Source organism: Microbacterium sp. Bi128 (assembly GCF_918698205.1).
Genome location: NZ_CAKKMM010001376.1, coordinates 1 through 1,354 on the forward strand (window position 1 = coordinate 1; position 1,354 = coordinate 1,354).

Sequence of the window (1,354 nt, forward strand, 5' to 3'; positions counted from 1 at the left end):
GCCGTGGCGTGGAAGACGAGGTTGCCGTGGCGGTCACCCTTCCAGGCGTGCACGAGCCCGAAGTCCGGTGTCAGCGATTCCTCCAGCACGTACTCGGCGCCGTGGAAGCTGCGGACTTCCTTGGGCGCGGAGGCAATCGCGACGTTGCCCTCGGCGTCGTACTTCTGCGGCAGGCCGCCGTCGGACACCTGGGTGCCGACGCCGGCCGGGGTGTAGAACGCCGGGATACCCGCGCCGCCGGCGCGCAGCTTTTCGGCCAGCGTGCCCTGCGGGGTGAGGACCACCTCCAGCTCGCCGGAAAGGTATTGCCGGGCGAACTCCTTGTTCTCCCCCACGTAGGAGCTGATGGTGCGCCGGATCCGGCCGTCCTTGAGCAGGATCCCGAGGCCCCAGTCGTCGACGCCGCAGTTGTTGCTGACGGTTTCCAGGTCCGTGGCACCGCGCTCATGCAGGGCCTCGATCAGCGTCACGGGAATGCCGCACAGCCCGAACCCGCCGACGGCGAGGGAGGCGCCGTCGTGAATGTCCGCGACAGCCTCGGCGGCGCTGGCAACAACTTTGTTGATCATCGGTGATCCTTCCGGCCGGCTACAGTCCCAGTTCGCGGGCGATCAGCATCAGCTGGACCTCCGTGGTGCCCTCGCCGACTTCAAGGATCTTGGAGTCGCGGTAGTGGCGCGCCACGGTGAATTCGTTGATGAAGCCATAGCCGCCGAACACCTGGGTGGCGTCCCGCGCGTTGTCCATGGCTGCCTCGCCTGCGACCATCTTAGCGATGGCCGCCTGCGTCTTGAACGGCTTGCCGGCAAGCATCCGGGCGGCCGCGTCGTAATAGGCCAGGCGGGCCGTGTGGGCGCGGGCTTCCATCCGGGCGATCTTGAATGCGATGGCCTGGTATTTGCCGATGTTCTGCCCGAACGCGCTGCGTTCCTTGGCGTATTTCACCGACTGGTCCACGCAGCCCTGGGCCGCGCCGACGGCCAGGGCCGCGATCGCGATCCGGCCTTCGTCCAGGATGGAGAGGAAGTTGGCGTAGCCGCGGCCCTGGGTGCCGAGCAGGTTTTCCTCGGGGACGTGGACGTTGTTGAACGTCAGCGGGTGGGTGTCCGAGGCGTTCCAGCCGACCTTGTTGTAGGCCTTTTCCGCGGTAAAGCCCGGAGTGTTGGTGGGCACCAGGATGGTGGAGATCTCCTTCTTGACGCTGCCGTCCGCGCGTTCCTCCTGGCCGGTCACCGCGGTGACGGTGACGAGCCTGGTGATGTCCGTGCCGGAGTTGGTGATGAACTCCTTGTTGCCGTTGATGACCCACTCACCACCGCCCAGCTTGGCGGTGGTCTTGGTGCCCCCGGCTTCC

At 66.8% G+C, this 1,354-nt stretch carries 2 protein-coding genes; both read right to left on the reverse strand.

Annotated elements, in window-relative coordinates; all coding sequences use genetic code 11:
• Nucleotides 1-569: CoA transferase subunit A (locus LQV45_RS32935; protein WP_230011862.1), on the reverse strand; the 569-nt coding region annotated here is incomplete at its 3' end.
• A gap of 19 nt (nt 570-588) precedes the next feature.
• Nucleotides 589-1,354: acyl-CoA dehydrogenase family protein (locus LQV45_RS32940; RefSeq protein WP_230011864.1), on the reverse strand; the 766-nt coding region annotated here is incomplete at its 5' end.